Here is a 21739-nt window from a genome sequence, read left to right as displayed (position 1 = left end):
AATTAAAAGTTTAAACTGTTTGCTACCAGTAAAATACTGATAATCGCCAGGATGATTCCTATCCAGTTTTTTCGTAGTAAATGTTCCTTGAATAAAACTATCCCCAGAAGTGTAGAAACAAGGACAATTGCTACATTATTGATGGTGAAAACGGTTGAACTTTCAAAGCCTTCGCTTCGTAATGCCAGGACAAGGAAATAAATGGAAAAATAATTTGGAACTCCAAGTACGATTCCGCCCAAAATATTCTTACCGGTAATTCTAAGTTTCCCCAGGGCGGCCTGTCCTGCTAAAATAGAAATTCCTATGGTGCCGGCAATAGCAAAAATGGTGGTTGAAAACAGTGCTACATCATCTTTGGCAACATACGAGGTCTCCAGATATTTTATCATCGTATCTATAATTCCGCTGCCCAGGAAAACCAAAAGAGGGAATATCAGGTTTTTTGTTTTGATGGCGATGCCTTCCCGGGTTTTTATAGAACTTAGATAAACCGCTATTAAAGCAAGGATAATCCCTGTAACTTTTAAAATTCCTGTACTTTCTTTATAAAGAATTACTCCGAAAATTACCGGAATAACCACCGACATTTTTGTTGCTACGGCTACTACTGAAAGTCCGCTGCGTTGTGTGGTAATCGCTGCCAGATTAAAAACGATAATAAACAGCGCTCCAAGGATTAAAGTGCCGGGGAACCATAATTTTGTTGGGATAAGGGAAATTTCGGTTTTTTGCATAAAGCCGAAAAATCCAACCAGACAGGCAAAAAAATAATTTATCACGATTGCCTGCATCGTGTTTACTTCAAACCTTTGGAAAAGTTTGAAGATGACGAAAATTACACTTGAGGCAAGTACACTAAGCAGAAGATAGATCAAAATAAATCTTTTTTAATAGAGAACAGGTTAATAATATCTTCTCCGGCAGGATTTAGGTTCCAGGTTTGTATTCCCATTGCTGAAGCCGCTTCCGTGTTTTCTTGGGTATCATCAATAAACAAACAATTTTCAGGACTGAGATTATGCATTTTCAGTACAAATTCATAAATATTGGAATCCGGTTTCCTTAAGTTTATCTCATGTGAAAGGTAAAATGCATCAAAACAGTTCCTGAATTTCCCGAAAAAGGGAACGTTCTTTATAATCCATTCAATATGGATCTCATTGGTATTACTTAGCAAAATAAGTTGGTACTTCTTTTCTTCGGAAAGTTTTTTGATGAAGTTGAAGCGGTATTCAGGGAAATCGATCAGGATTGAATTCCAGGAATTTACGATATCGTTCTGGTCCAGGCCAAATTCCTTTTTATAGGAATTGAGAAAATCTTCTGAAGAGATCAGCCCTTTTTCAAGCTCCAGATTTTTATCCCTGATAACTTCAGGCAAATCTTTAATACCATATTTTTCCAACTCCCTGTATGTAGCTGGTTTGTCCAAATTGACAAAAATATCCCCAAAATCGAATATAATAGTTTTAATCATTGATGTAAATCTTTAATTTATCCGATCCTAAATTTTGTTCCCTTGCTAATTTCCCCTTAAAAGCTGGAGCTTTTACTCCTTCCGGGAACAGGGTTTCTCCCGTAAATATCCTGGCTTCATCCCAAAGGCCGGCATCTATAAATGTTTGCAGGGTTTTGCCACCACCTTCAATTATAACCGATTGAAGTTCATGAGTGTAAAGCACTTCAACTATTTGGGAGGCTATTTCTTTTTTAAAATCGATGCCCTCCAGGATCAGTTCATTTTCCCCTTTTTCATCTTGTGAAAAGGAGTCTTTAGAAGCCTGTGAAGTGATGATAATGGTTTTTACCGACCCATCCAACAAAGCAGAGTCTATTGGGGTTCTAAGGTTTTGGTCAAGTAAAATCCTTACGGGATTTGATCCTTCCCATAACCGGGTATTAAGTTTGGGATTATCTGCTACAGCTGTATTTGTACCCACTAAAATAGCCTGTTCCTCACTGCGCCATTTGTGAACTATTTGCCTGGAATATTTATTGGTTATCCAAACCGGTGCCCGCGCTTCCTTTGAGCTGGGAGCAATAAAATTATTTTCGGTTAGAGCCCATTTCAAAATAATATAGGGGCGTTTTTTTTCGTGAAATGTAAAAAAACGTTTATTCAATTCCCTGCAATGATCCTCTAAAATTCCAACACTGACTTCACATCCGGCATCCAGTAATTTTTTTATTCCTCTTCCCTTAACCTTTGCAAAGGGGTCAACAATGCCTATAACCACTTTCTTTATCCCCGAAGCGATGATTAAATCGCTGCAGGGCGGAGTTTTTCCATAATGGCTGCAAGGTTCCAGACTCACATAGATGGTTGCTTTTTTTAAAAGAGATTGGTCTTTTACAGATTTTATAGCATTTACCTCGGCATGAGGCTCTCCTGCCTTTCGATGCCAGCCTTCCCCAATAATTCTGTTTTCATAGGTCAAAACGCTTCCCACCAATGGATTTGGATAGGTGGTTCCAAGTCCGTTTTGAGCCAGCTGAATGCACCTTTTTATATATTTTTCGTGTATCTTCACATCACAAAAATAGGATTTATTAGTAAGAAATGAGCAGTTATAAAATACGTGAAATTCAACCAAAAGACAATCAGCAGGTTGCAGAGGTTGTGAGAAAAGTTTTAGTGGAAATGGGTGTACCAAAAGTTGGAACCGCATACGAGGATAAATCCCTGGACGATATGTTCAGTACCTATGATCATCCCGGGATGAGTTATTTTGTTGTTGAAGAAAACGGGAAACTTATTGGAGGTTGCGGAATAGCACCTTTATTAGGTGCAGACCCAGGTATTTGTGAATTGCAAAAAATGTATTTCATCCCCGAAGCAAGGGGAAGAGGTATTGGCGCAGAAATGATGAAAACCTGCCTTGATTATGCAAAAACAGAGGGCTACAAACAGTGTTACCTGGAAACGCTTCCATATATGGAGCATGCCAGGAAATTATATGCACGCACAGGATTTCGATCCCTGGAGAAACCTATGGGAGATACCGGACATTATAATTGTACCATGTGGATGCTAAATGATTTATAAGTTTTGAATTCAATTTTTTAAAACCTGAAATGTGTTAGTTTCCCAAATAAAAACAAAATTTTTCGATCGGCTTAAAAAGGAATATCCATCCGGGGAAATACAATCGTTTTTCAATCTGTTGACAGAATCTTATCTCAAAATGGGCAGACTTGATCTTGCACTGGATCACGGAAGAGAACTATCAGCTTCTGAAGAAAAAAAGTTTGAAGAAGCACTTCTCCGATTGCTGAAACACGAACCAATTCAATATATCATTGGGGAAACCGAATTTTTCGGATTAAAATTTAAAGTGAATAATAATGTTTTGATCCCCAGGCCTGAAACTGAGGAACTGGTGCAGTGGATCCTGGAAGATCTCAAAAGTTCAAAAACAGAGGAACTTTCTATTCTGGATATAGGAACCGGAAGTGGATGTATTGCCATAAGCCTGGCGAAGTCGCTTCCCAAAGCCAGGGTTTCAGCAATTGATATTTCTGTAGAGGCCTTGAAAATTGCCACTTCCAACGCTAGTATGAATGATGTAGAAGTAGATTTTATTTTACAGGATATTCTGAAAACAACTGAATTACCCGAAAAATACGACCTTATAGTTTCAAATCCACCCTATGTTCGGGAGTTGGAAAAAAAGGAAATGCACCGGAATGTACTGGAAAATGAGCCTGAAATGGCCTTGTATGTAAAAGATCTGGAACCTTTAATTTTTTACCAAAAAATAACGAAATTAGCAGAGACCGGTTTAAAGCAGGGCGGAAGCTTGTATTTTGAGATCAATCAATATTTGGGAGTAGAAACTGCTGAAGTTTTAAGCTGCTCTGGTTTTAAATCTATTCCCGGAAAGGATATTTTCGGGAATGACCGAATGCTGAAAGGAACCAGGGATTAAATTTTTTCCTCATGGAGGGTTTAATTCGCCGAAGCTTGCCTCGAATTTTTTAATAGTATTTTTCAATTCATACCTTGTGGGTTTACCTAGAGGTTTTTGATTAAAATGAATAATATGGAGGAATCAAAAAATAATATTTTTAGTCTGGCAGTTTTTTGTGCCAGCAGTGATGGTCTGGATAATAAGATTTATGAGGATGCCTATGAGGTGGGAGCTTTTTTGGCCAAAAAGGAAATAGAACTCATTTACGGTGGAAGTAAACTCGGCCTTATGGGGCAGGTTGCGAAAGGAGTATTATTCAATAATGGAAAAGTAACCGGTGTGATCCCGGATTTCCTGAAAACCAAAGAAGTTGTGCATACGGGGTTAACAAGTTTAATTACCACGAAGGATATGCACGAGCGAAAGCTTAAAATGCACGATCTTAGCGATGGTTTTGTAGCATTGCCAGGTGGTTTTGGGACGCTGGAGGAATTGTTTGAGATCTTAACCTGGGGACAACTTGGGCTCCACAAAAAGCCTATTGGGATTTTAAATATTAATGGCTATTATGATGATTTGATTGAATTGCTGCACAAAATGGTTCGTAAAGGTTTGTTGAAGGAAGAGAATATGAACCTGGTTTTGGTTTCGGAAACCATGGAAATGCTGTTTGAAAAAATGCTTTATTTTAAACCTATGCCTGTTCCAAAATGGATGAATAAAAATCAGACTTAAATTCGATCTAAAGATTGGGCTCACTATTCCATTAGCACTTGAAAATTATAAATCCCTAAATCTTTTATGAAAATTAAAGAACTTGAAATATCGACCTCCCGTTTGCTGAAACAACTTCGGTTTTACAGGGATACTTTGGGCCTGGTAATTAAAAATGAAGAGGAAGATTCCTTCCAGGTAAGCCTTGGATATTCTGTTTTAAAATTTCAGGAAAGTGAAGATGCCACCCCGTATCACATCGCTTTTCATATTCCAGACAGGCAGGAGCATCTGGCTCTAAAATGGTTAAAATCCCGTGTGGAAATATTAAAGAATAACGAGGATGAGATCATTGATTTTAGTGGGTGGAATGCCAAATCTATTTATTTTTACGATGTAGATTTCAATATTCTGGAACTGATCTCAAGAAAAGATTTCAATAAACCTGAATCCCCGGATTTTTCAGAAAAAAATATTTTGGGCATTGCTGAAGTTGGTTTGGCTACAGCCTTTATTGAAGAGAAATACCAGTTTTTGCATCAAAAATGCGGTTTGAAAGTCTTTGACGGAAATTTTAAGAATTTTTGTGCCATCGGTGATGATAAAGGCTTATTGATCACCATAGATAAAAATCTTAAGGATTGGTTTCCAACAGGAGATGAGGCTTTTGGATCAGATTTCAGAATAAAATTTGAACATCAGGATAAAAATTACGAGGTGACTTTTAGTCATGATCGTTTGGAAATGGTAAAAAAATAACTCCTCTCCGGGGAAATAATCTGGGAAAGGAGTTGGTTTTATTTTGAAAAACCTGGCTGTTGAAACGGCTTATCTATTTCAAATTTGGCTGCGGAGTCAATCTTAAGTATGGTTTTACCTCCTTGAAACCTTTTGGGAAAAGCTTTTTAGCATCTTCATTTGAAACTGAAGGACTAATTACCACATCTTCTCCTTCTTTCCAGTTTGCAGGAGTAGCAACTTTATGGTATGCGGTAAGTTGCAAAGAATCTATAACTCTTAATAATTCGGCGAAATTTCTTCCGGTACTCGCGGGATAGGTGATCATTAACTTGATGGTTTTATCTGGCGCTATTATAAAAACCGATCTTACCGTTAAAGTATCATCCGCCTTCGGATGTATCATATCATATAGGTCTGATACTTTTTTATCCTCATCGGCAATGATAGGAAAATTCACGGTGGTATTTTGAGTTTCGTTGATGTCTTTGATCCAATCTTTATGAGATTCTAGACCATCTACACTAAGCGCGAGCATTTTAACGTTTCGTTTTTCGAACTCGTCTTTATATTTTGCTGCCGCACCTAACTCGGTGGTGCAAACGGGTGTATAATCTGCAGGATGAGAGAATAAAATTCCCCAGCTGTCTCCTAAATAATCATAAAAATTTATTTTTCCTTCTGAAGTTTCAGCATCAAAATTTGGTGCTTTATCTCCTAGTCTAAGTGTGCCCATTGTATCTTTATTTTAAAATTTCAATCTAAAATTAACCAATATAAAATTGAATACCTGTTAATAATATATCAAATAAATCGATGGGGTTATAAGAAATCCACTAATTATTTTTCCACTTTATGTTGCAACCTATGCTTGGTTTTTGAGGCTCATAAACCTTTCTGTTTCCTAAAACAGCATCAAGGGCTTCCCTAAGATCTCTTCCGTTTACAGGGATTCCATTTCCAGGCCTGGAATCATCCAGTTGACCGCGGTAGATAAGTATTAATTCAGCGTCAAACAAATAAAAATCGGGAGTGCAGGCGGCATCATAGGCTTTCGCTACTTCCTGGGTTTGATCATAAAGGTAGGGGAAGGGATAATGATTTTTTCTTGCAGATTTCCACATGTGGTCGGGATGATCATCCGGATACTCTTCAACATTATTACTCATAATGGCTATAAAGCTGAATCCGGACACCCTGTAATCGTTTGCAATTCTTACGATTTCATCATTTATATGTTTTACAAATGGGCAATGATTGCAAATAAACATAACCACAGTTCCTTTTTCCCCTTTAAGATCCTCAAGGGACATCATCCTGTTTGAAATTGCATCTACCAACCTGAAATTTGGTGCTTTTGTTCCGAGGGGGAGCATATTTGAAGCTGTTTTCGACATAAATTTTTGAGATAAATTTACAATACAATCAGGAGTTTGCACAGTTTTTCTATCTTTATTGAACATTTAATTATCCTATGAAATGAGCATATCTAAAATGAGATACAAACACCCATGAAGAAATGCGAATTGCATATGACCATTAAAAAACAAGGTTATGTTTTAGGAAATTGTAGAAAGGTGCCTTCTTTAGCCGCAAAGGTCGCAAAGTTTTACACAAAGGTCACAGAGAAATTCTCTTTTCCAGCGCGTTTTCAGTTCTCTTTTCTATGCGCGGATTTTTCTTGAGCTTTCTGTAGTTAAATTTTTTTACCAAAAAAAAGGCTTTCCGTTTAGCGGTTAACTTTTGAATTTTTCAACTATGAACTTTTTTACAACCAAGGGCACAAAGTTTCCGCAAAGTTCGCAAAGTCTTGCCATTTCATTCGGCACTTCTGTCAAGTAATTTTTTTCTAATTTTCAATTCAATAATTGTCCAATTGGTTCATTTTCAAATATCATTTTTTTTCTTTATGCTCTCGGCGTTTTTCTTGGTGTGCTTTGTGGTTATTTAGGAACGAATCAAAACAACAATTCTTAACTGAGATCAAAAAAAATAATCCACAATGTTATAAAACATAATTAAAAACAATAAATATAAACAGATGGAATTAAGCTGGAGTGATTTTGAAAAAGTTGAAATGAGAGTGGGAACTATTGTTGAGGTAAATGATTTCCCTAAAGCACGAGTTCCTGCCTATCAGGTTAAAATAGATTTTGGGGCAGCAATAGGATTGAAAAAATCATCGGCGCAAATCACATCCCGGTATTCTAAAGAAGATCTTCTTGGGAAGCAAATTGTAGCGGTAGTTAATTTTCCGAAGAAACAAATCGCCGATTTCATGAGTGAATGTCTTATACTTGGAGCTGTAGGAGCTAAGAATGATATCGTTCTTTTGAATCCTGGATTTCCTGTAGAGAATGGACTGCGTATAGGCTAGTAAAGGTACAGCAGTTCAAAAATTCAGTTTAGCAAATAGAAAAGGGATTTAGTTTCCGAAACTAAATCCCTTTCATTTATAAAATATCGCTTTCTACATTTCGTCCCCGAAGAAGATCGCGTTCATCAAAAGCTTATTGGTTCCATACCAGAATGCCCTGAAGTTTGTATTATCTGTGAACAAAATCACATTTCCTCTTCCCATACTCACCTTTTTAAAAGGAACGGTGTTCGCGATTAGTTTTAGATTTGGATCGCTTATATATCCACTTATCAATGGGTTTGCTGTATACTGAATTGGATTGTTATAGCTGGTAGAATCTGCTTTAACGAAAATGGTGGTGTCCCGGAATAATGGAATTTCATTATTCACATATCCAAAATTGACTGGATGGGAACGATCCTGTTTAGCGCGGAAAATAGCGCCTCCAATTCCCTGAGCACCGCGGAAATCACGACGTTCTTCAAAAGTTACATTTTTTGGTTTCACATCATTTTCCAAAAATTCCAACTTCATGAAATCATTCTGTTTAAAAAAGTTTGCTGCATTTTTATAACCTATAAGAGTTCCACCATTTCTAACCCAGTCTTTTAAATTGTCAATTTCGGTCTTGCCCAGGGCATTACCCCAGCTATTCGGCAAAATAATATCGGTGTATTTGTTTAGATTTGCTCTCCCTAAATTACGTGTGTCCAGTTTTGTAAGCAGCATTTCATAACGCTGATCAAACAAATGCCAGATTTCCCCAGCATCATAAGGAGTGATTCCTTCCCCAACAATCATCGCGACCTTTTGAGGTTTTAGGGCTCTAAATTCATTGCTTCCTAAAGATATTCCCTTGGTGAGTCCTGTTGTTACCGCATTGAATTCTATATTGGCTTCCTTGGAGATTTTAGTAACCAATTCGAAAAGTTCCGTGGAATTTAATTCCTGATTTTGGATTGGGATCAAAATAGTTCCGTAATCGTACATTTTACCTGCAGCTTCAAAAGGCTGCATCGCTACCTGTGCTCTTAAATCCTCTTTAAGGATCATATTCAGGGCTTTCGGCGCATAGTAATTATGCCATTCCATCAAATAACCATACTCGCTTTTGCTCACCGGTGCCATTTCAGGTTTGTGCAGACTGTCAATTTTATTTCCTGCAGATTTCAGGGCAACATTGTCATTAAAATCCAGGTTAAAGGCATAGGGAAAAGACCAGGCAGAAATGTCATAAAATAAACTATCTGCAAATTTGGTTCGTTTTTCAAACATTGCCTCTACAAGCCGGTGCTGACGCTGATTCTTTGGAATTACATAAGCGGTTCCTTTTTTATAGGATTTTCCATCGGCCTGAAGGTCTTCTACAAGTTCGTGAACTTCTACCTGCTGGCGTTTTAATATTTCGGCAAGGTGATATGCAGAGTTTGGATCTTTTGAATTTCCGAAGATATAAGCTCCTTTTCCTGCAGAATTCCTAGCGTTGTTATAGAAATTTCGCTGAAAATCCAGGATTTTTGACCTCATATTCTGCGCTGCTTCAAGGGTGGAAAGGGCAGTGGTAAATTGATTTCGGATTGTAAAAGGAAAGGTTAGAAGGCCATTATCGGTTTCCTGAACGTGCCCTCTGGAACTTCCCTGCTCAAAAAGAATTCCTATGCCTCCATTAATATCCGGGAAAGTTGAGCCTTTTCCGTAGTAAAAATCATCATAATTCTCCTCGGTATAATAAAACGAACCAATTTTGTCCAAAGCGGCTGCATGGTAAGTCCCGATCTCTTTTGTTAGATCCTGGTTTATTTGCGGGGTTAAGGGATGCGTTCTTTCCGGAATTCCGGGTTGAAAGAAAAAGGTGGAATTGGATCCCATCTCGTGATGATCTGTAAGTATATTGGGTTGCCACTTGTGAAATGTGGCTATTCTTGCCCTGGATTCCGGCAATTGAACGGGCAGCCAGTCCCGGTTCATGTCAAACCAATAATGATTTGTTCTTCCGCCTGGCCATACCTCGTCAAATTCCCTATCCTGAGGATCGGGGTTAAGGTTTTCGCTTTTATGGATATTGGCCCAATAGGCAAAGCGTTGCAATCCATCAGGATTTAAGGAAGGATCAAACAGGATCACGGTATTCTCCAGTAAATTTTCAATTTTCGCACCCTGCCCGGCGGCAAGATGATAGGCGGCTAAAAGAGCGGCATTAGAACCGCTGGCTTCATTTCCGTGAATAGAAAATCCCTGATAAACTACAATGGGCATTTCAGCGGTATTAATTTGCCCGCTACCTGGAAGGGTTAATTCCAGGTGATTTTTTCGGATTTCTTCTAATTTCTTTTGATTTTCTTCAGAAGTAATGGTGAGCAGGAGCAGAGGCCGCCCTTCATAGGTGGTTCCTCTGTTTTCTATGGAGATCCTGGGGGATTCATCTGCCAGGGTACGCATATAATTTATCAATAAATCGTGGGTTACATGCCAGGTTCCTGGAACATAACCCAATACTTCCTGTGGGGTGGAAATATCCTGGTTGTAAGTTACATTTTCTGGGAGGTAATAGGAAAGATCGAGATTCTCCTGCGCGCTTACCTGAAAACTAAACAGGAAAGCTATGATATAAATAAAATTTTTCATAAATATTAGGGGGTTTTATCCAAGCCCCTAATATATAAAAACCGTCCTAATTTCTTAGGACGGTCTTGAATTAATAATTTACTGAATTAAAAAAAAACCTCGGGGCATTTAACCCTCATTGAGGGTTAAATATCATCAAAATTGATGTCTGTAAATTTTTTGGCAGATGGGCTTTCAGAAGTTTCTGTAGTTTCATCCCCGTCCTCATATTCTTTTTTAAAATCCTTTTGGTGTCGGTCACTAATAACTTCTTCTCCTTTTTCAGAAACGATATAATCAGTCATTTCGTTTAGAATTTCAGAAAATCCTTCAAAATCCTCTTTGTACAAATAAATTTTATGTTTCTTATAATGAAAAGAACCATCGGCATTTGTGAACTTTTTACTCTCTGTAATTGTAAGGTAATAATCTTCCGCTTTGGTGGCTCTTACATCAAAAAAATAAGTGCGTCTTCCCGCTCGTAATACTTTAGAGAAGATTTCATCTTTCTCCATCATTCCATTTTCACTCATAAAATTAAATCTTTAGTGGTTGTTTAAAGTCCTGTTCAAAAATCTAAAAATTTTTAACATATACCAACAATTTTTCACATTTCTTTTTCACTTAATTGTTTTGCATAAAGTTCTTTATAGTATCCTCCTGCATTGATAAGCTCCTGATGCGTTCCGTGTTGCACGATAAGCCCGTCTTCCAGGATTATTATCTTATCTGCATTTTTTGCTGAAGAGATCCTGTGGCTTACAATAATGGTGGTTTTGTCTTTTGAAATTTTGAAGAGGTTATTAAGGATCTCTTCTTCGGTTTCGGTATCCACTGCAGAAAGGCAATCGTCAAACAACAAGATCTGTGGATCATGAATAATTGCCCTGGCGATAGAAACCCGTTGTTTTTGCCCACCGGAAAGCGTGATTCCCCGTTCTCCCAAAACAGTATCATATCCTTTGCTGAAGCCGATAATGTTGTGATGTACCGAAGCGTTTTTTGCAGCTTCAATTACCTCTTCATCTGTGGCGTTTGTTTTTCCGAAGCGTATATTATTCCTTATAGAATCGCTGAATAAAAAAGCATCCTGAGGCACATATCCAATGCTGTCGCGCAAATCATACAAATTGAGGTCGCGTATGTTTTTCTCATCTATTTCGATCACTCCGCTTTGTACATCGTACAATCTTCCAATAAGTTCAAGGATAGTCGATTTCCCGGAACCGGTTTTCCCAATGATGGCCAAGGTTTCTCCGCGCTTTACCGTAAAGGAAACATTTTGAAGCGCTGTGATATTAGTGTCTTCATAGGTGAAACTAACATTTTTGAATTCGATATCACCTAGAATGGGAGTGCTTTCCGGATTTAGATTTTTTATTTGAGGCTCTTCTTTCAGGAATTCATTGATACGTTTTTGAGAAGCCTCTGCCTGTTGAACGATCGAGGTTACCCATCCTACGGTGGCTACCGGCCACGTAAGCATATTTACGTATAAAAGAAACTCAACAATAACCCCTATGTTTTCGATCTCTCCTGATATAACCTGTCTTCCACCTATAAAAATCACAAGTGTGTTACTTACACCAATTAGAAGAACCATTAGCGGAAAGAAAAAGGCCTGAACTTTAACAAGATCAAGATTTTTCTGTTTGCTCCCATTGGAAAGTTCTGTAAAATTTTTATTGGTTTGGGGTTCGAGTCCGTAAGATTTAATTACAGAAATTCCGCTGAAGCTTTCCTGGGTAAAGGTATTCAGCTTAGATAAATACTGCTGTACCACGGTGCTTCGTTTATGGATGGCAACGCTTAGTTTGTAAATTGCAAAGGACAAAAATGGCAGGGGAGCAAGTGTGTAAAGTGTAAGCATTGGAGCTGTATTCACCATATACCAAATAACAATGACAAATAAGGTAAGTGTTGTTACGCTATACATGATGGCAGGGCCCAAATACATTCGCACTTTTGAAACATCTTCACTTATGCGGTTCATCAAATCTCCGGTGCGGTTCTTTTTATAAAAGCTAAGTGAGAGTCTTTGATACTGCTCATAAACCTCATTTTTTAGATCGAACTCCATATACCTGGAAACCACGATAAAGGTTTGCCGCATTAAAAAAGTTAAAAAAGCCGAAATTAACTGTGCTCCAATAATAAGAACGATATAATAAAAAAGTTCCTGCCGCAAAGTGGCGGCACTGCCAATTTCTCCGCTCACATAACTTTCAATAACATTGGTGGAATCTCCTATAAACTGAACGGGATAAATGGCAAAAATGCGGGCTGCAATGGTAATAAGGAAACCCAGTATAAGCCTCCATTTGTATTTATAAAAATATTTATTGAGATGCTGTAATTCTTTCATATACTCAGGATCCTTCAATTATTGGGGAATTCGCAATTTAACATCCCAATTCATTCTGTAAATTAAAATAATACCTAATTTTGCAACTTGATTTTGATAAATCAGAAAAATCTAATTTTAAAATTATATTTATGCAAGTTGAGGTTTTAACCGCAAACGATCTTATTAAAACAGCCCCTGTCTTTGGACAATTGTCTTTTGACAATCACGAACAGGTCGTTTTTTGCAACGACAAAGATACAGGTTTAAAGGCAATAATAAGTATTCATAATACTGTTTTAGGACCTGCTTTGGGAGGCACCAGAATGTGGAATTATGCTTCAGAATGGGAGGCCTTGAACGATGCTTTGCGACTTTCACGTGGGATGACTTATAAAAGTGCAATTACCGGATTAAACCTTGGCGGTGGAAAAGCTGTTATTATTGGGGATGCAAAAACTCAAAAAACTCCGGAACTAATGCGCAGGTTTGGACAGTTTGTTCATTCCCTTAGCGGAAAATATATCACCGCAGAGGATATAGGTATGGATACAGAAGATATGGATATAGTGCGGGAAGTTACTCCTTTTGTAACCGGTATTTCCCAATCTATGGGCGGCGCAGGAAATCCGTCTCCAATTACTGCTTTTGGGGTATTTATGGGAATGAAGGCTGCTGCAAAATTTAAATACGGAAGCGAAGACCTTGAGGGAATAAAAGTGATGGTTCAGGGAATTGGCCACGTAGGGGAATCGCTCGTAGAACATTTAACCAATGAAGGGGCACAGGTATTTATTGCAGATATCAATCGGGAAAGACTGGATGAAGTAAGTAGGAAATATAATGCTACCATTTATGTTGGCGATATTTATAGTGCCGATGTAGATATTTATGCCCCGTGTGCGCTTGGTGCTTCTGTTAATGATGATACCATCGATAGGATTAAAGCATCCATAATTGCCGGTGCAGCAAACAATCAACTGGCAGATGAACGAACTCATGGGAAGATCCTTAAAAATAAAGGGATCGTATATGCTCCCGATTTCCTTATAAATGCAGGAGGAATTATAAATGTGTATGCTGAACTGGAAGGATATGACCGAAAAGAGATTATGCGAAAAACAGAAAATATCTATAATACTACCCTGGAAATTTTAAAATCGGCTGAAGCAAAAAACATCACAACCCACAATGCTGCCCTTCAAATCGCACAACAGCGAATTGATGACAGAAAAAGGGAGAATTTGAACTAAGTAGTTTGAAATAAATAGTATTTTTGCAGGGCGGAAGAAATTTCTTTCGCCTTGCTAATTTTTTAAACGTTCTTTTACACCTATGTTAACCAGAAGACATATTCGAGTTAAGGTAATGCAATCCCTCTATGCATTCCATCAAAGCAAAAATCAAAATTTCAATGCTGAAGAAAAATTTCTTCTTAAAAGCATGAAAGAAATGTATGATCTGTTTCTGCTTATTTTGAAATTGATGATCGAGATCAAGTCTTATTCAGAAAAATATCTGGGTAAATCCCAGAAAAAATTTCTTGCCACTCAGGAAGAGATGGATCCCAATATGAAGTTCGTAAACAATATGGTTCTCAAAATACTGGAGGATAATATTGAACTTCAAAATGCACTGGAAGAAAGAGCGATTTCCCATTGGAACCGGGATGGCGAATATGTTGCGATTTTATGGGAGGAGATCAGGAATAGTGAGGCTTTTCATAATTATATGTCAACACGAACCGGCAGCTTTAAGCAGGATAAGGATTTTATTATCAATCTTCTAAAAGAAGTTATCGCCCCCAACGAGAAATTGTACGATTATTTGGAAGATACAAAATTAACATGGCTGGATGATTTACCACTGGTAAATACGGCAATTATGAAGTATCTAAATAAATTAAAAGAAAATACTCCACAGGATTCCAAATTGCCAAAACTATATAAAAGTCCGGATGATGAGCAGTTTGCAATAGATTTGTTCAGGAAAGTTTACTTAAATGATGAAGAACTCGCGAATGAAATGCTAGGGAAAACCCCCAATTGGGATAAGGAAAGAATTGCCGAAATTGACACCATACTTATAAAAATGGCACTTTGTGAATTTCTTCAATTTTCCTCTATTCCGGTGAAAGTAACCATCAATGAATATTTGGAAATTGCCAAAGAATACAGCACTCCCAAAAGCAGCATTTTTATAAATGGAGTACTGGATAAGATATCTAAAGAATACCAGGAAGAGAAACGATTAAATAAAATAGGCCGGGGCCTTATGTAATAAAGAAAATTTAGTATTTTTAACCTTTAATTTAAACCATATAATTATGAAAAAAGGAATTTTAATGATAGCGGCTTTGGGGACTATGGTCTTCACTTCCTGTAAGGATGATGCCTCAAGCAAGGTAAAGGCCGAAAATGTAGAAACCGCTGCAGAGCGTGATGCACAAGATGTTTATTATCCTGAATTAACCTTTGAAGAATCAGAATTTGATTTTGGAAACATCGCCCAAAATGCTCCGCAGGAACATGTTTTTAAATTTACAAATACAGGAAAAGCACCGCTTGTAATTACAAATGCTACCAGTACTTGTGGTTGTACAGTGCCTACTTATCCTAAGAATGAATCCATCGCACCTGGAGAAGGTGGAGAAATGTTGGTGAAATTTAATGGTGCCGGACAAGGTCAGGTAACTAAAACTGTGACTGTAACTGCTAATACAGAAAAAGGTACAGAATTATTAAGAATCAAAGCTTTTGTTGAAACTCCGGCAACTCCGGCAGGATAAAACACGCTTTTAAATTACTTTATGGATCAAATAACACAGTTTGCACCAATTATTTTAATGTTTGTGGTAGTATATTTTTTTATGATACGCCCACAAATGAAAAGAGCTAAAAAGGAAAAAACCTTTGCATCCGAGTTGAAAAAAGGGGACAGAATCGTCACCAAAAGTGGAATGCACGGAAAAATTATCGATTTTAGCGAAAAAAACAATGCAGTCATTATTGAAACCGGTGCAGGTAAAATCACCTTCGATCGATCTTCCATCTCTATGGAAATGAGCTCGAAACTAAATGAACCTGTCACTGAAAAAAAGGATGACCAAAAGAAGATTGCTGAGAAAAAATAGCAGTTTTCAAAATCATTTTAAAAAAAGGCTGTTCGATTTAATCGAACAGCCTTTTTTAATGCTTAATTGGTCCCAGTAATGGGTCTTAAACCCTGCAATTTATTGCAGAACTTTAGTGGTGCGAAAAAATTCATATTTTCGTTGTTATGAGTAATAAAGTTCGAAAAGGTTCTCATACTGTAAGTAGGCTTACCTGCCATGTGGTATGGGTGACTAAGTATAGGTATAAAGTTTTAAGAGGTGATATTCAGCATCGCTGTCGGGAATTATTGATCCAGATATGTGAAGCAGAAGGTATAGAAATTTTGAAAGGAGTGGTAAGTTCAGATCATGTTCACATGCATATTGAATATGCCCCAAAGATGAATGTTAGCTATATTTTAAAGCAGCTAAAAGGACGTACATCAAGAAAGCTTCAACAAGAATTTCCCTCTTTAAAGGAAAGGTACTGGGGTCGACCTTTCTGGGCAAGTGGATATGGAGTTTGGAGCACAGGTAATATAACAGATAAAATGGTCAATGAATACTTGGAGCATCATAGACGGGATAAGACAGATAATTCCAATTTTATATTGGAATAAACTAAGGGACTTTCAGTCCACGCAAAAAAAACCTCTGCACTTTAAGTGCAGAGTGGTTTAGTTTTTCAGCATTCTAGAAAAACACTGCCATTAGGTACTAGTTGCTATTGAGCAAAGCGACCATAGGAAAGATCCATGAAACCTAAAAAGTAGAGCAGCCTTCAGGATTAAAAATTACTGTTCAATTAATTCTTTTGCACTTTCTATGCTTCCATTTATTTGATCCTTAAGTTTATTAACATTGGTAACTTCTTCCTCGAGCGCTTTTATTTTGACCTTCCTTTCTTCAGGCGAAAGTTCTTCAAAGGGAGTTTGATCCTTCACAAATTCTTCAGAGAAATCACGCATCCATTCCATCATAAAATCATAAGAATTCTCCAGGTCTTCAATGCCTTTTTCAAAAATAACAGATGATGTTTGTGTGCTTTCTACCCGTTGTTTTAACTGCTGGGATAAACCGCTTAATTCCCCCATTTTTGGCATAACCTCATCATGTGCTGCGATGACTTCATTGTATAATGCATCGTATTTGTTTTTTTCTTCGGAAGTATTGTCGCAGGAAATCGTGCCAAAAATGGCTATTCCTATTAAAAGTCGGGTTATTGTATTAAGTTTCATAGGTTTAATTTGTGGTTTTTAAAGATCTTCTTTGGTTAAAGGATTTTCCTCTTTTTGTTCTTTAGCTCTATCCTGAATAGCTTTTATTTTGGCTTTATGCACTTCTTTCTCAAGGCGTAATTTCTCTTTTTTCTTTTTTAAAAGTTTGGTATGTTTGGCTTTATTCCGTGTATTTTTTTCAACTCCTTTTTTTGCCATGTTTTCCGATATTTTTTATTTTTTCTGAATCCTGGTCAAATTTAAAACTTTAATCCCTCATTGAGGGTTTTATTTCCCGAGGCTTGCCTAGAATTTTTAAAATTATCTTTCCAATTCACATTTTTTTACTTGCCCTGAATTTTTTGATTTCCAACTAACAGTTGGTTAACTAAGTTTAAACGAGTACTTCACAATAATCGATTTTTCTACTTTTAAATACCTAAAGGTTGAACCTGAGCTAATTGAATTTTATTTCCTGAATTTGCATATTATTTTGGAATATTTCCGCTAAACAGGAAATAGTCCAAACTTAAAGTTGGAATTATTCCGAAATAATTTATATTTGTGTATGGGAACAGATAGCACTAACGAGATTAAACGATTTAAAGAGATTCGTGACGATCATAATTTCACACAATCTGAGTTTGCAACCTTGCTTGGAATCAAGAATTCTACAGCAGATATTGAGCGGGGCCGTACCAAATTATCCGGGAAGATCGTAGCAGAATTGCTGCGTCAGTTCGAAGTAAACCCTCTATGGCTCTTTGGAGAGAGCAGTCAAAAACATTTGACTGTAAGCAAAGGAGATGTGAGTCCCAAAGTAATTACTGTAAATAGCAGTGAAGAAGAAAATATCATATTGGTTAACCAAAAGGCTGCTGCCGGTTATCCTCACAATGTACAGGATGTGACATGGTACCAGCAACTGCCTGCTTTTGACATTCCCTTACCCGAATACAGGAATGCTACCTACCGGGGCTTCCAGGTGGAAGGCGATAGTATGATGCCTAATCTAAGACCGGGGGAGTGGGTGTTGGGAAAAGCGGTTCCCAGTATTAAGGAAGTGAGTTATAGTAAGATTTATGTGGTAGTATTGTTTGATTCCGTACTGGTGAAAAAAATCCAGAAAATGGAGGATCCCTACAAAATTTTACTGGTTTCCATTAATGAAGAATATCCGCCTGTTCAGGTTCTGGTAAGTGATATCCAGGAATTATGGCAGGTGAACAGCAAACTTACTTTCAGTATTGATGCTACTTCCGAGAGTGGGCTGCTAAGGCAGCTTCAACAATCCATGGATGATTTAAAAAGCGAATTCAAAACTTTTAAACAATAAAAAAATCCATCCCGGTTATGGATGGATTTTAAGATTTAGTTTGTTAACATTATTTAATCTATATCATCTGCAACATCTTCAACTGCATCTTCTACATCATCGGCTGCTTTTTCAATACCTGATTTTTCCTCCCTGCAGGAAGTAAATAGTACACTTGTAGAAAAGGTAAGCATCAGTAAAAACAATAGTTTTTTCATAATTTTAAAATTTAGGTTAATTTTTTGTTCAAACTTATTATTGGAAAATTACAGGTCATCGGTTCCACCGGTTCCGGTGTTTTCTTTAACTTCGTCTATACCTTCATTTACAGCATCTCCCACATCATCTGCGGCGTCCTCAATATCATCTCCTAAATCATCCATATCATCGCTTATTTCTACCTCGGTTTTTTCCTCATTTACTTCCCTGCAGGAAGTGAAAAATGCGCTAAAGGTAAATACTGCGGCTAGAATCAAAATCGATTTTTTCATAAATTAATTTTTTTGTTTAAAAATTGGTTTTGTTGATTAAATGTAAATAAAATAATCTGAAAAACTAAAAAATTTTAAAACAGACTTAATTATCGTCTCCAATTTTATCAATTTCTTCGTCAATTTCTTTATTTACTTTTTTATCAACTTTTTCAGCAGATCGTTCTAAAATTCCCTTTTTTTCTTCAACAGGTTCACTTTTTTCAACTTTCACCTCCCTAATAATAGTCTCTTTTTCATTGGTCTCTCTACACGAAACTAATGATATTGCAGAAGTTATTACCAAGGCAACCATTAAAAATACTTTTTTCATAATTAATTTAGTTTAGTTTCTAACTTCCGAAATTACTGTAAAATAAATTGGCAGGGTGCAATTTTTGTAAATTTTTATCAAAAATCTTAAATTTTATCTAATATTTTTTTGGTTCAAAAATTATTTAACTTTTATTTTGCTCTAAATAGCTATTAAAAATTCTCGTTGCACCTGTATTGCTGTTAATAAAATGACCCGTGATCATACCCGTTTTTTTTCTGAATCCGGTATCAGTAATCAATTTATTCAAAATTTCATTTAACGCTGCCTTGTCTTTTACAGCGAACAACCCAGACAATTGCTGAAGTTGTTTGGCTTCAGGGAACTTGTCGAAATTTTTTCCAATAACCACCGGAACTCCAAAGGTAGCAGGTTCAAGAATGTTGTGTAAACCGGTTGTTCCTGCTGCTCCACCTACATAAGCAATATCTGCATAACTATAAATTTTGGTAAGCAAACCGATAGTGTCTATTATAAGTACATTATAATCTGCCAGGTTTTTGTTTTTTCTTTCTGAATAAAGCAGGATTTTTTTATTCAGTTTTTTCTTGAATCGGTTTATTTGATCTGTTTTTATCTGATGTGGGGCCAGGATGAATTTCACATCTACCGTCGATTGATTGATGAAATCTTCCAGAAGACTTTCATCCTCCGGCCAGGTGCTTCCTGCTACAATACATAGCTTGTTATTTTTAAATTTTTCAGCAAAATCCAACGTATTATCCTGTTCTATTTGAAGGGAAACCCTATCGAACCTTGTGTCGCCGCTTAAAGTTACATTTAGAAAGCCTATGGAATTAAGAAGTTCTTTTGAAGTGGTATTCTGTACAAAGAAATGTTCAAAGGTTTGCAGGGAATTCCTCATCCAGCCTCCATAAGTCTTAAAAAACAAGTGATCCTTCCTAAATCCTCCCGATACCAGCAACGTGCGTATATTTCTTGCTTTTAATTCCTTTAAGTAATTCGGCCAGAATTCATATTTGATGAAAATGGCGATTTCCGGATGAACCAGGTTTAAAAATTTGATTGCATTTTTCCTGGTGTCCAAAGGCAAATATACCACCGCATCTGCCAACGGAGTATTTTTTTTGACCTCATATCCCGAAGGAGAAAAGAAACTCACAACTATTTTATGATGCGGATATTGCTTTTTTACCACCTCTATAATTGGCACTCCCTGTTCAAATTCACCTAAAGATGCCATGTGGAACCAGATGCTACGATCCTGTTTATTCAACTTTGATTCCAATATTGAACGAGTTTCTTTTCTTCCGTTCACAAACAGTTTCATTTTTTCACTTAGAAACCTTGTTGCCGGGATCAGGAAATTCACCAATTCTACAGTAATGTTATATAATACTTGCAAGCTTGATTATTTTAGTTGCTAAAATACCTCTTTCCTAAAAATTGCATTGGGGATAGGGGCTATATTTTGTATTTTCGTGGCACTACAAGAAAAATCAAATGAAAAAGATACAAATGGTTGACCTTAAAGGTCAATATGCTCCTATAAAAGATCAAGTCCAGAACTCAATAAATGAAATTATGGAAACTTCAGCGTTTATTAACGGGCCTGAGGTACAAAAATTTCAGAAGGAATTAGAGGAATATTTAGATGTAAAACATGTAATTCCCTGTGCCAATGGAACAGATGCATTGCAAATTGCGATGATGGGACTTGGTTTGCAACCCGGGGATGAAGTTATTACTGCAGATTTTACTTTTGCCGCCACCGTGGAAGTCATAGCTTTATTACAACTTAACCCGGTTTTGGTAGACGTATATCCCAATACGTTCAATATTAATACCGAGGCCATTAGAAAGGCCATAACCCCAAAAACCAAGGCAATTGTTCCAGTGCATCTTTTTGGGCAATGTGCAAATATGGACGAGATTCTGGAAATAGCGCATGAACACAATTTATATGTGATTGAAGATAATGCTCAGGCAATAGGTGCCAACTATACCTTTAAAAACGGATCAAAGAAAAAAGCAGGAACTATAGGTCACGTTGGGGCCACTTCCTTTTTTCCATCTAAAAACTTAGGAGGATTTGGTGATGGTGGTGCAATTTTCACCAATGATGATGCCCTGGCACATACACTTCGGGGAATTGTAAATCACGGGATGTATGAGCGCTACTACCACGATGTGGTTGGTGTGAATTCCAGATTGGACTCAATGCAAGCTGCGGTTTTAAGAGCGAAATTGCCACATTTGAATGCTTATAATAAGGCAAGGCAGGAAGCTGCACGAAAATATACCAAAGCTTTTCAGGAATGTAAACACATTGAAATCCCACAGGTGGAAACCAACCAAAATTGTAACCAGGATTTGGGCATTTGTGCTACCTGTGATTGTCATGTTTTTCACCAATACACTTTGAAAATAACAAACGGAAAACGGGATGCCCTGGCCAAACATTTGGCGGAATTTCAGATTCCACACGGGATCTATTATCCAATTCCGCTGCATAGCCAGAAAGCTTACAGGGATTCCAGATATAATGAAGCCGATTTTCCGGTGACCAATGAATTGGTGAAGGAGGTGATCTCTTTGCCTATGCATACCGAACTTGATGAAGATCAAATCGAATTGATCACAACGACTATAATCGATTTTTTAAATAACTAATG

Annotated in this window: 26 protein-coding genes; 12 read left to right on the top strand and 14 right to left on the bottom strand. The window is 37.1% G+C overall.

The window, feature by feature from the left end; all coding sequences use genetic code 11:
- Positions 1 to 2 precede the first annotated feature (2 nt).
- The 3 genes from ACKGJN_RS12280 to ribD are packed head-to-tail and all read right to left on the bottom strand — an operon-like array spanning position 3 to position 2534.
- On the bottom strand, positions 3 to 878 hold the full coding sequence (locus tag ACKGJN_RS12280; RefSeq protein WP_409539812.1) for an EamA family transporter: 876 nt from the start codon (positions 876 to 878) through the stop codon (positions 3 to 5).
- Complete coding sequence (locus ACKGJN_RS12275; RefSeq protein WP_409539811.1) at positions 875 to 1480, bottom strand: HAD family hydrolase; 606 nt, start codon at positions 1478 to 1480, stop codon at positions 875 to 877. Before ACKGJN_RS12275 ends, ACKGJN_RS12280 begins: the two co-directional genes overlap by 4 nt.
- Complete coding sequence (gene ribD, locus ACKGJN_RS12270) at positions 1473 to 2534, bottom strand: bifunctional diaminohydroxyphosphoribosylaminopyrimidine deaminase/5-amino-6-(5-phosphoribosylamino)uracil reductase RibD (protein WP_409539810.1); 1062 nt, start codon at positions 2532 to 2534, stop codon at positions 1473 to 1475. The genes ACKGJN_RS12275 and ribD overlap by 8 nt, the downstream gene beginning before the upstream one ends.
- Positions 2535 to 2563: 29 nt before the next feature.
- Here ribD and ACKGJN_RS12265 point away from each other — a divergent pair, with 29 nt between their 5' ends.
- The 4 genes from ACKGJN_RS12265 to ACKGJN_RS12250 all read left to right on the top strand — a co-directional run bounded on the left by ACKGJN_RS12265 (position 2564) and on the right by ACKGJN_RS12250 (position 5387).
- Positions 2564 to 3049 (top strand): GNAT family N-acetyltransferase, encoded by a 486-nt coding sequence (locus tag ACKGJN_RS12265; protein ID WP_409539809.1) that lies wholly within the window; start codon positions 2564 to 2566, stop codon positions 3047 to 3049.
- 31 nt (positions 3050 to 3080) lie between these two features.
- Positions 3081 to 3932, top strand: coding sequence for a peptide chain release factor N(5)-glutamine methyltransferase (prmC, locus tag ACKGJN_RS12260; protein ID WP_409539807.1), 852 nt, complete (start codon positions 3081 to 3083; stop codon positions 3930 to 3932).
- Positions 3933 to 4037: 105 nt separating this feature from the next.
- A complete protein-coding gene (locus ACKGJN_RS12255) occupies positions 4038 to 4649 on the top strand; it encodes an LOG family protein (protein WP_409539806.1) in 612 nt (203 codons plus the stop codon).
- A 66-nt stretch (positions 4650 to 4715) separates the two neighbouring features.
- Complete coding sequence (locus ACKGJN_RS12250) at positions 4716 to 5387, top strand: VOC family protein (RefSeq protein ID WP_409539805.1); 672 nt, start codon at positions 4716 to 4718, stop codon at positions 5385 to 5387.
- Between the two features lie 73 nt (positions 5388 to 5460).
- On the opposite strand, the gene ACKGJN_RS12245 is transcribed toward ACKGJN_RS12250, so the two are convergent.
- Together ACKGJN_RS12245 and ACKGJN_RS12240 are read right to left on the bottom strand one after the other, a co-directional pair.
- Positions 5461 to 6102 carry a peroxiredoxin gene (locus ACKGJN_RS12245; RefSeq protein WP_409539804.1) on the bottom strand — a complete coding sequence of 214 codons (642 nt, stop codon included), beginning with the start codon at positions 6100 to 6102 and terminating at the stop codon, positions 5461 to 5463.
- 100 nt (positions 6103 to 6202) lie between these two features.
- Entirely contained in the window at positions 6203 to 6763 is a 561-nt protein-coding gene (locus ACKGJN_RS12240; RefSeq protein ID WP_409539802.1) for a thioredoxin family protein, read from the bottom strand.
- A 644-nt stretch (positions 6764 to 7407) separates the two neighbouring features.
- Between ACKGJN_RS12240 and ACKGJN_RS12235 the strand changes: the two genes are divergently transcribed.
- The gene (locus ACKGJN_RS12235; protein WP_409539801.1) at positions 7408 to 7743 is read left to right on the top strand and encodes a tRNA-binding protein; all 336 of its coding nucleotides are present in this window, start codon (positions 7408 to 7410) and stop codon (positions 7741 to 7743) included.
- A 93-nt stretch (positions 7744 to 7836) separates the two neighbouring features.
- Here the strand turns inward: ACKGJN_RS12235 and ACKGJN_RS12230 are convergent, their stop codons facing one another.
- The 3 genes from ACKGJN_RS12230 to ACKGJN_RS12220 form a co-directional block, all read right to left on the bottom strand.
- On the bottom strand, positions 7837 to 10350 hold the full coding sequence (locus ACKGJN_RS12230) for a M14 family zinc carboxypeptidase (protein WP_409539800.1): 2514 nt from the start codon (positions 10348 to 10350) through the stop codon (positions 7837 to 7839).
- 125 nt (positions 10351 to 10475) lie between these two features.
- Entirely contained in the window at positions 10476 to 10862 is a 387-nt protein-coding gene (locus ACKGJN_RS12225; protein WP_409539799.1) for a PUR family DNA/RNA-binding protein, read from the bottom strand.
- Positions 10863 to 10936: 74 nt separating this feature from the next.
- A complete protein-coding gene (locus ACKGJN_RS12220; RefSeq protein WP_409539798.1) occupies positions 10937 to 12694 on the bottom strand; it encodes an ABC transporter ATP-binding protein in 1758 nt (585 codons plus the stop codon).
- A 131-nt stretch (positions 12695 to 12825) separates the two neighbouring features.
- On the opposite strand from ACKGJN_RS12220, the gene ACKGJN_RS12215 reads away from it, so the two are divergent.
- From ACKGJN_RS12215 to tnpA, 5 genes are all read left to right on the top strand, one after another.
- Positions 12826 to 13926 carry a Glu/Leu/Phe/Val family dehydrogenase gene (locus ACKGJN_RS12215; RefSeq protein ID WP_409539797.1) on the top strand — a complete coding sequence of 367 codons (1101 nt, stop codon included), beginning with the start codon at positions 12826 to 12828 and terminating at the stop codon, positions 13924 to 13926.
- Between the two features lie 82 nt (positions 13927 to 14008).
- Complete coding sequence (nusB, locus tag ACKGJN_RS12210) at positions 14009 to 14953, top strand: transcription antitermination factor NusB (protein ID WP_409539796.1); 945 nt, start codon at positions 14009 to 14011, stop codon at positions 14951 to 14953.
- 46 nt (positions 14954 to 14999) lie between these two features.
- Positions 15000 to 15461 carry a DUF1573 domain-containing protein gene (locus ACKGJN_RS12205; protein WP_409539795.1) on the top strand — a complete coding sequence of 154 codons (462 nt, stop codon included), beginning with the start codon at positions 15000 to 15002 and terminating at the stop codon, positions 15459 to 15461.
- A gap of 21 nt (positions 15462 to 15482) precedes the next feature.
- Complete coding sequence (yajC, locus tag ACKGJN_RS12200; protein WP_409539794.1) at positions 15483 to 15806, top strand: preprotein translocase subunit YajC; 324 nt, start codon at positions 15483 to 15485, stop codon at positions 15804 to 15806.
- A gap of 146 nt (positions 15807 to 15952) precedes the next feature.
- Positions 15953 to 16387, top strand: coding sequence for an IS200/IS605 family transposase (tnpA, locus tag ACKGJN_RS12195; protein WP_409539793.1), 435 nt, complete (start codon positions 15953 to 15955; stop codon positions 16385 to 16387).
- Positions 16388 to 16561: 174 nt separating this feature from the next.
- On the opposite strand, the gene ACKGJN_RS12190 is transcribed toward tnpA, so the two are convergent.
- On the bottom strand, positions 16562 to 17005 hold the full coding sequence (locus ACKGJN_RS12190) for a hypothetical protein (RefSeq protein ID WP_409539792.1): 444 nt from the start codon (positions 17003 to 17005) through the stop codon (positions 16562 to 16564).
- Between the two features lie 18 nt (positions 17006 to 17023).
- The gene (locus ACKGJN_RS12185) at positions 17024 to 17203 is read right to left on the bottom strand and encodes a hypothetical protein (protein WP_409539791.1); all 180 of its coding nucleotides are present in this window, start codon (positions 17201 to 17203) and stop codon (positions 17024 to 17026) included.
- 349 nt (positions 17204 to 17552) lie between these two features.
- On the opposite strand from ACKGJN_RS12185, the gene ACKGJN_RS12180 reads away from it, so the two are divergent.
- Positions 17553 to 18320, top strand: coding sequence for an XRE family transcriptional regulator (locus ACKGJN_RS12180; protein WP_409539790.1), 768 nt, complete (start codon positions 17553 to 17555; stop codon positions 18318 to 18320).
- Positions 18321 to 18373: 53 nt separating this feature from the next.
- Here ACKGJN_RS12180 and ACKGJN_RS12175 read toward each other — a convergent pair whose 3' ends face one another.
- The 4 genes from ACKGJN_RS12175 to ACKGJN_RS12160 form a co-directional block, all read right to left on the bottom strand.
- Complete coding sequence (locus ACKGJN_RS12175; protein WP_409539789.1) at positions 18374 to 18517, bottom strand: hypothetical protein; 144 nt, start codon at positions 18515 to 18517, stop codon at positions 18374 to 18376.
- A gap of 48 nt (positions 18518 to 18565) precedes the next feature.
- Positions 18566 to 18790 carry a hypothetical protein gene (locus ACKGJN_RS12170; RefSeq protein ID WP_409539788.1) on the bottom strand — a complete coding sequence of 75 codons (225 nt, stop codon included), beginning with the start codon at positions 18788 to 18790 and terminating at the stop codon, positions 18566 to 18568.
- Between the two features lie 85 nt (positions 18791 to 18875).
- Positions 18876 to 19103: a hypothetical protein gene (locus ACKGJN_RS12165; RefSeq protein WP_409539787.1), complete on the bottom strand. Its 228-nt coding sequence runs from the start codon at positions 19101 to 19103 to the stop codon at positions 18876 to 18878.
- Between the two features lie 124 nt (positions 19104 to 19227).
- Entirely contained in the window at positions 19228 to 20469 is a 1242-nt protein-coding gene (locus ACKGJN_RS12160) for a 3-deoxy-D-manno-octulosonic acid transferase (RefSeq protein ID WP_409539786.1), read from the bottom strand.
- A gap of 98 nt (positions 20470 to 20567) precedes the next feature.
- Between ACKGJN_RS12160 and ACKGJN_RS12155 the strand changes: the two genes are divergently transcribed.
- Positions 20568 to 21737 (top strand): DegT/DnrJ/EryC1/StrS family aminotransferase, encoded by a 1170-nt coding sequence (locus ACKGJN_RS12155; protein ID WP_409539785.1) that lies wholly within the window; start codon positions 20568 to 20570, stop codon positions 21735 to 21737.
- Positions 21738 to 21739 lie beyond the last annotated feature (2 nt).

Source organism: Gillisia xinjiangensis (genome assembly GCF_046298265.1).
GTDB classification, from domain to species: Bacteria; Bacteroidota; Bacteroidia; order Flavobacteriales; family Flavobacteriaceae; genus Gillisia; species Gillisia xinjiangensis.
This window is presented reverse-complemented; position numbering and strand designations above follow the sequence as displayed.